This is a genomic window from Ideonella sp. P3_A4, assembly GCF_056403075.1.
This window is the reverse complement of the sequence record NZ_JBFUGE010000316.1, coordinates 1-7,163: the sequence shown is the minus strand read 5'-3', so window position 1 is coordinate 7,163 and position 7,163 is coordinate 1. Positions and strand designations below refer to the sequence as shown.

7 protein-coding genes are annotated in these 7,163 nt (G+C 65.9%); 3 read left to right on the top strand and 4 right to left on the bottom strand.

The genetic code is table 11. From position 1 onward, the window contains the following. A partial coding sequence (locus AC1DYI_RS22570) for a HutD/Ves family protein (protein WP_477206380.1) occupies nt 1-328 on the bottom strand: 328 nt, incomplete at its 3' end. Further along, entirely contained in the window at nt 325-1,053 is a 729-nt protein-coding gene (gene hutC / locus AC1DYI_RS22565) for a histidine utilization repressor (protein WP_477206379.1), read from the bottom strand. The genes AC1DYI_RS22570 and hutC, both read right to left, overlap by 4 nt. A gap of 97 nt (nt 1,054-1,150) precedes the next feature. Here hutC and hutU point away from each other — a divergent pair, with 97 nt between their 5' ends. Beyond that, the gene (hutU, locus tag AC1DYI_RS22560; RefSeq protein WP_477206378.1) at nt 1,151-2,851 is read left to right on the top strand and encodes a urocanate hydratase; all 1,701 of its coding nucleotides are present in this window, start codon (nt 1,151-1,153) and stop codon (nt 2,849-2,851) included. Nucleotides 2,852-2,975: 124 nt separating this feature from the next. On the opposite strand, the gene AC1DYI_RS22555 is transcribed toward hutU, so the two are convergent. Then, entirely contained in the window at nt 2,976-4,142 is a 1,167-nt protein-coding gene (locus AC1DYI_RS22555; protein WP_477206377.1) for a DUF4185 domain-containing protein, read from the bottom strand. A 35-nt stretch (nt 4,143-4,177) separates the two neighbouring features. On the opposite strand from AC1DYI_RS22555, the gene hutH reads away from it, so the two are divergent. Both hutH and AC1DYI_RS22545 read left to right on the top strand, forming a co-directional pair. Next, nucleotides 4,178-5,728 (top strand): histidine ammonia-lyase, encoded by a 1,551-nt coding sequence (gene hutH / locus AC1DYI_RS22550; protein WP_477206376.1) that lies wholly within the window; start codon nt 4,178-4,180, stop codon nt 5,726-5,728. Nucleotides 5,729-5,940: 212 nt separating this feature from the next. Further along, nucleotides 5,941-6,315 (top strand): hypothetical protein, encoded by a 375-nt coding sequence (locus AC1DYI_RS22545; protein ID WP_477206375.1) that lies wholly within the window; start codon nt 5,941-5,943, stop codon nt 6,313-6,315. A gap of 361 nt (nt 6,316-6,676) precedes the next feature. Here AC1DYI_RS22545 and AC1DYI_RS22540 read toward each other — a convergent pair whose 3' ends face one another. Then, on the bottom strand, nt 6,677-7,045 hold the full coding sequence (locus AC1DYI_RS22540; protein WP_477206374.1) for a hypothetical protein: 369 nt from the start codon (nt 7,043-7,045) through the stop codon (nt 6,677-6,679). Nucleotides 7,046-7,163 lie beyond the last annotated feature (118 nt).

Genomic DNA, 7,163 nt, shown 5'->3' with positions numbered 1-7,163 from the left:
GGTTCAGGTCTCGTGTCGGGCCGTTGATCAGGCGGCAGCCCGGGGCCGCGGCACCATCGAAACTGAGTGGTGCCGACACGGTGGTCAAGGTTTGCTCGACGCCGGAAAAATCGAGCACCACGCCGGCACCTTCCAGCACCGCGAAGCAGYGCTGCACGCCGGGAAAGGGCGAAAACGGCCCGTCGCGGTCGATGTCGGCCACGCTGACGCGTACCAGCCAATCGGCGCCTGATCCGGCGGGCCAAGCCAGCAACTCGCGGGTGACGCCACCGCCGTTGCGCCAGGGTTGCGGCGTGACGCTGCCCAACTCGATGATGTGGATCGTCATGGTGTGAAGTGCCCTTCCAGCCCGTAGCGTGTGCCGGGGTGCACCAGCCGGGCCAGCGTGATCGCGCTGTCGGTGGTGAAGGTGCGGCGCACGATGATCAGGCAGGGGTCGGTCGGGGCGATGCCCAACAGCTTGGCCTCGTCCTTCGTTGCTCGCCCGGCTTCGATCGAATACTGCGCACGCCACAGCGCGGTGGCTTCGAACAGGTAGTGCGTCGGTGTGGTCTTTTTGAAGTCCTGCGCCAGATAGTCCGGCGCGCAGGCCGGGTTCACGTAGCGGTCTTCGCACTGCAGCGGCACGCCGTTTTCGAGGTGCACGATCAGCGTGTGAAAAACCGTCGAGCCGGGCTTCAGGCCCAACTGGCCCGCCAGGCCGTTGGTAGCGCGAACTTCTTCTTGCGCGACGACCTTGGCCTCATGGTGGTGGCCGCGCTCGGCGATCTCTTCGTGCAGGTCACGCAGCGTCAAGGTTGATGAGACCTTGTGCAGCTGCGCCGCAAAGGTGCCCACACCCTGCACCCGCTCGATCAACCCTTCGGCCTGCAGCTCGCGCAGCGCGCGGTTGACCGTCATCCGGCTGACCCCGAACTGCGCGACCAGCTCGGCCTCGGAGGGCATCAACACGCCAGGCGGCCAGTCGCCGGCGGCCAGCCGGCCCTTGAGGTATTGCTTGACTTGCGCGTAGGGCGCCAGGCTGGCGAGCGGCGCCGGGGCAGGGGAAGACATGGGCCGAGATCCTACTTGCCTAAACTTGTCTAGACAAGTAGGATTCGCCCCCAGTTGGTGCTTGCACCGCCATGCCCGCCTGCCCAGGAGCCCCGCCATGACCGACCTGTCCCAGCCCACCCGCCGCGCCACCGCCCGCCCCGTGAAGGCGCCCACCGGCACCACGCTGCACTGCCGCAACTGGCTGATCGAAGCCGCCTACCGGATGATCCAGAACAACCTGGACCCGGCGGTGGCCGAGAACCCTGATGCGCTGGTGGTTTATGGCGGCATCGGCAAAGCCGCACGCGACTGGGACAGCTTCGAGACCATCCTCGAAAGCCTGCGCAAGCTGGGTGAAGACGAGACGCTGCTGATCCAGAGCGGCAAGCCGGTCGGCGTGTTCCGCACCCATGCCGATGCACCGCGTGTGCTGCTGGCCAACTCGAACCTGGTGCCGAAGTGGGCCACCTGGGAACACTTCCACGAGCTCGACCGCAAGGGCCTGATGATGTACGGCCAGATGACGGCGGGCTCGTGGATCTACATCGGCAGCCAGGGCATCGTGCAGGGCACCTACGAGACCTTTGTCGAAGCCGGTCGCCAGCATTTCGGGGGCTCGCTCAAAGGCAAGTGGATCCTCACTGCCGGCCTGGGCGGCATGGGTGGCGCACAGCCGCTGGCCGCCACGTTTGCGGGCGCTTGCTCGCTGAACATCGAATGCCAGCAGTCGCGGATCGACTTCCGCCTGCGCTCGCGCTACCTCGACGAACAAGCCACCGATCTGGACGACGCACTGGCCCGCATCCAGCGCTACACCGCCGAAGGCAAGGCGATCTCGATCGGCCTGCTCGGCAACGCGGCCGATGTGCTGCCCGAGCTCGTCAAGCGCGCCCAGGCCGGCAGCATCAAGCCCGACCTGGTGACCGACCAGACCTCGGCCCACGACCTGGTCAACGGCTACCTGCCGGTGGGCTGGAGCGTGGACCAGTGGAAAGCCGCACAAGCCGATGCCTCGCAGCACACCAAGCTGCGCGACGAAGCGGCGCAGGGCTGCGCTGTGCACGTGCAAGCGATGCTGGCCTTCCAGCAGATGGGTATCCCGACCGTCGACTACGGCAACAACATCCGCCAGGTCGCTTTCGACCAGGGCGTGAAGAACGCGTTCGACTTCCCGGGCTTCGTGCCGGCCTACATCCGGCCGCTGTTCTGCCAAGGCAAGGGCCCGTTCCGCTGGGTCGCCCTGTCCGGTGACCCGGAAGACATCCGCAAGACCGACGCGAAGATGAAGGAGCTGTTTCCCGAGGACAAGCACCTGCACCGTTGGCTCGACATGGCCGGTGAGCGCATTGCCTTCCAGGGCCTGCCGGCGCGCATCTGCTGGATCGGCCTGGGCGAGCGCCACCGCGCCGGCCTGGCGTTCAACGAAATGGTCAAGTCGGGCGAACTGAAGGCGCCGATCGTGATCGGCCGCGACCACCTCGATTCAGGCTCGGTCGCCAGCCCGAACCGCGAAACCGAAAGCATGAAGGACGGCTCGGACGCAGTGTCCGACTGGCCGCTGCTCAACGCGCTGCTGAACACCGCCGGTGGTGCGACATGGGTGTCGCTGCACCATGGTGGCGGCGTCGGCATGRGCTACTCGCAGCATTCGGGTGTCGTGATCGTCTGTGACGGCACCGACGCGGCTGCCAAGCGCATCGAGCGCGTGCTGTGGAACGACCCAGGCACCGGCGTGATGCGCCACGCTGATGCGGGCTACGAAGACGCGGTGGCCTGCGCCAAGGCCCAGGGCTTGAACCTGCCGATGGTCAAGTGAAATGAGGCACCCGGCGCCCGGCGGTGTCACCTCGGCGGCGGCATCGCGGCCGGCGCCGGGCCGCTCCCAAGGCGGCCGCGCACCCTCTCGGAGGGTGGCGCCGGTACCCCGGCGCCGGGTGTCGTCACAACGGCAGCTTGATGAAGCGGGGGCGGTAGATGTCCTTGCCGCCGGCGCTGAAGTTTTCCCAGAAGTCGAACGAATTGACGTGGTAGCTGATCAGCAACTCGCCCGGGGCCGACAGATGCGGATGCGCCTTCGCGCCGTAGACGAAGGTGTTGGGCGTCAGGTTGTCCTCGGGGCAAAGCCAGACGGGAATCGGCTTGCCGAAGGGGCCGACCGGCGAGCTGCCGTAGCGCACCGCCACCGTGCCGCTCAAGGTGTCCAATTGGTGCACGACCATGAAGCGGCCGTCGGGCAGCGGCGTCACGCTCAGCTCCGCGCCCATGCGGTTGGCCACCGGTGCGGCGGCGTTGATGTCGGTCACCCAGGTGGTGCCGTTCCAGAAGCGGTAGCTGCCGGGCTTGGTGATCGCGTCGGGGTGCACACGCGCGACCAGCAGCTTCTTGTTGTAGTCGTCCGAGCGCACGCCGTAGACGTAGAGGAAGCCATCCGGGTTCGGCGCGCCGGCCTGCACGGTCAGCGGCATCGTCGCGACGCCGAAGGCGATCTCGCCCAGCTTGCCGTTGCGCGGCGCGAACAGCGGCAGGTTCAGCCGGTTGTAAACACCAAGGAAGGGCGCACTGTCGCTGGCCGAGGTGGTCAGCAGATCGACGCCGACCTGCTTGAAGTTGAAGGCGCCGCCGTCGCCGAGCGCCATGCGCGCCGCGTACATCCGCACCTTGCCCTTCCACACCAGCGCGTCGCCGGGCCAGTACCACTGGTCGGCCTGCGTCGGCAAGACCATCGAGACGGCCTTGCCCGCGCCGTCGCGCCGCACGTTGAACTGCAAGGCCGAAGGGATGGGCGTTGCACCAGTCAGCATCGCACTGGTGTTGTTGACCATCACCGTGCCGCCGATGCGGCTGCCGTCGGGGTTCACGCCGCCGACGAAGCTGTCCGAGAACAGGATCAGCGTCTTCGTCGCGCCGCCGCTGCCGAAACGCTCGTCGCCATTCATCGGGACGGTGTAGACGCCGTCGGCACCGCTCCAGCCGTCGTTCAGGCCGTACGGCGCGTCGAACAAAGCCGTCCATTCCGGCGCGGCGACTGCGCTGTAGGGCGGCACGTCGGCCGCCCATCCGAAGGTTGTGGCGCCGACCAGCGCCAGGCCAGATAAAAACGTTTTCATCATCCAGCCATCTTAGAACCGAGGACCGCCCCATCATGTCCATGCTCACCCTGACCCCCGGCCAACTGACGCTGGAACAGCTGCAAGCCATCCACACCGGCGGCGTGAAGATCGCGCTGGCCGAATCGTCGAAGGCCGCCATCGCCGCCAGCGCCGCCATCGTGCAGGCCGCGGCCGCCGGCGACGCGCCGGTCTACGGCGTCAACACCGGCTTCGGCAAGCTGGCCAACCAGCGCATCAGCGCGACTGACCTGGCGCTGCTGCAGCTGAACCTGATCCGCTCGCACTCCGTAGGCGTCGGCGAGCCGCTCTCGCCTTCGGTGCTGCGTCTGATGTTGGCGCTGAAGGCCGCCAGCCTGGCGCGTGGCGCCTCGGGTGTGCGGCAGGTGGTGGTTGACACACTGATCGCCGCCTACAACGCCGGCCTGACGCCTTACGTGCCGAGCCAGGGCTCGGTCGGCGCTTCGGGCGACCTGGCGCCGCTGTCACACATGACGCTGGCGCTGCTGGGCGAGGGCGAGATGCTGGTGGGTGGCAAGCGCGTGCCGGCCGGTCCGGTGCTGGCCGAAGCCGGTATCAAGCCGCTGACGCTGGAAGCCAAGGAAGGTCTGGCACTGATCAACGGCACGCAGACCAGCGCATCGCTCGCGCTGCACGCCTTCTTGAGCTTTGAGCCGGTGCTCGAGTCGGCACTGGTCGTCGGTGCATTGACTGTCGATGCGGCCCGCGGCAGCGACGGCCCGTTCGACCCGCGCATCCACCAGCTGCGTGGCCAGCCCGGCCAGATCGACGTGGCGCAGTACTACCGCGCGCTGCTCAAGGGCAGCGCGATTCGTGCGTCCCATGAAGAAGGCGACGACCGGGTGCAGGACCCGTACTGCCTGCGCTGCCAGCCGCAGGTGGTCGGCGCCTGCCTGGACCAGCTGCGCCATTCGTCGCTGGTGCTGGTGCGCGAAGCCAACGCCGTCACCGACAACCCGCTGGTCTTCGCCGACGACGGGATGATGATCAGCGGTGGCAACTTCCACGCCGAGCCGGTGGCACTGGCTGCCGATGCGATGGCGGTCGCGATTGCCGAGGTCGGCGCCATTGCCGAGCGCCGCATTGCGATGCTGATCGACACCGGCGTCTCGCGCCTGCCGCCGTTCCTGACCAGCAACGCCGGCCTGAACAGCGGATTCATGATCGCCCACGTGACGGCGGCCGCGCTGGCCAGCGAGAACAAGAGCCTCGCGCACCCGGCCAGCGTCGACAGCCTGCCGACCTCGGCCAACCAGGAAGACCACGTCTCGATGGCCACCTTCGCGGCGCGCCGGCTGCAACCGATGATCCAGAACGTCGCGCACATCATCGGCATCGAACTGCTGGCTTCCGCGCAGGGCGTCGAGTTCCTGCGTCCGCTGAAGAGCTCGGCGGCACTGGAGCAGGCGCATGCGCTGCTGCGTGCGAAATGCCCGTCGATCGAGGTCGATCGCTATCTGGCGCCCGACATCGAAGCTGCGACCGCGCTGGTCACCGGCGGTGCGTTGTCCGCGGTGTTCCGCGCGTTGCCGGGCCAACTGCCCAAGCTCTGGGTTCCTGCGTGATCTAACGACCGGTCGGTCGCGGCGGGTGCATCGTTGTTCGTCCGCTGAACCCGACACGCCCACTGTCGCAAGCTCTTGCGACAGACGGGATCTCTCCTGCTTGGAATGATGACGGCACGGAACACGAACGTGGCACGCCGCAGCGGGTTCCGGGCGGCGCGAGCCAGAACGCTGGCGCCGGTTCATATCCACATCAATTGCAGGAGAGACTTATGAAGACCCATGTCAAGTTTGCAGCCGCCATCGTCGCGCTCGTGTCGGCCCAAGGCGTCCTAGCGTCGCCGGCGGGTTCGTGGCAGACCACCCACTACGACTTCGTCACCGGCGCGTACATCAACGCCCCGACCGTCTGCTTCCGCAAGAACGGTACCGCTGTCGAGGGCGTCATGCGCGGGACGTGGAAGGAGGCCGGCGGGGTCGTGCTGCGCCGCGGCTACGAGCAGGGCGGCCCAGCGGCCTATGCCGATGTCCTGACCATCGTCGACGACAACACGATGACCGGCTACAACCAGAGCTGGCCGCGCACCTCACCTGGCGAAGGCTTCTGGACGACGGTGATTTACACGCGGCTCAGCTCGGCTTGCTGAGGCAAAGGGCGGCTCGCGGCAAAAGGGGCTGCTCGTTGCCGCTCTGAGTCCCGTTGCATTGCATTGAAGCCAATCACCTGATCTGTGTGATTGGCTACATGCTTTCTGATGGCTGTTAGCCGCCGCAGGCGAGCTTCGCGCTAGATCGGCGAATCGTTCCTGATGGTCGAGCCAACCACAAAGCGCTTGCCTGTCTTCATGCACCAAAGTGACCGAATACTTGAACTGCCCGCGTTCGGTTCTCAGGTCGGGCAGGCTAGCACGGAAGGACGCCGCGGTGGCGCTGTGGGGATGAGTTCGGCAGATGGCTCATCACCTCGTCGCGCGAACACATTCCCCTGCCAGGACTGCCGTCTTTGAGTTAATCAGTGGTCGGGGGACCAGTTGGGTCATTCTGGATGACGGGATCGATCAAATGCTTGAGGGCTCCATTGAACACTGTCAGGTTGTATTTGAAGTCTTTCTTCTCGGTGTCGCACTTGAACGTTGCAATCACCATCTGCTCGTTGAGGCGCCTCACGCCAGAGAAATACACTTCGGCCGATGAATCACTTGGATAGAAGCAGTCGTCGTCGTAGCCAATGAACTTCACGTCCGGGAGGTCGGGATCAATGATCCAAAAGATCCTCGCTTTCTTCTTTACCTTGATTGTGTCTGGGACCACTACGTACCCCATGTCAGGGCCCGCCTTGATAAGCGCAAAATGATGCGGTAAGTCATCTTCGTTCATACGGATCTCCTGAAGTTCAAAGAGCGTCGTCCACGGCCCCCCGCTCGTGTTCGAGCGCTCGGATCAATGCGTTGAATTCGGGGGGCTGAAAAGGAGTCTTTCGAAGCCGCTGTGCGAT

Bases quoted from the DNA above. Each gene is read 5' to 3' on its own strand.
- hutC (WP_477206379.1), bottom strand. From the start codon at position 1,053: ATGTCTTCCCCTGCCCCGGCGCCGCTCGCCAGCCTGGCGCCCTACGCG.
- hutH (WP_477206376.1), top strand. From the start codon at position 4,178: ATGTCCATGCTCACCCTGACCCCCGGCCAACTGACGCTGGAACAGCTG.
- AC1DYI_RS22540 (WP_477206374.1), bottom strand. From the start codon at position 7,045: ATGAACGAAGATGACTTACCGCATCATTTTGCGCTTATCAAGGCGGGC.
- AC1DYI_RS22545 (WP_477206375.1), top strand. From the start codon at position 5,941: ATGAAGACCCATGTCAAGTTTGCAGCCGCCATCGTCGCGCTCGTGTCG.
- AC1DYI_RS22555 (WP_477206377.1), bottom strand. From the start codon at position 4,142: ATGAAAACGTTTTTATCTGGCCTGGCGCTGGTCGGCGCCACAACCTTC.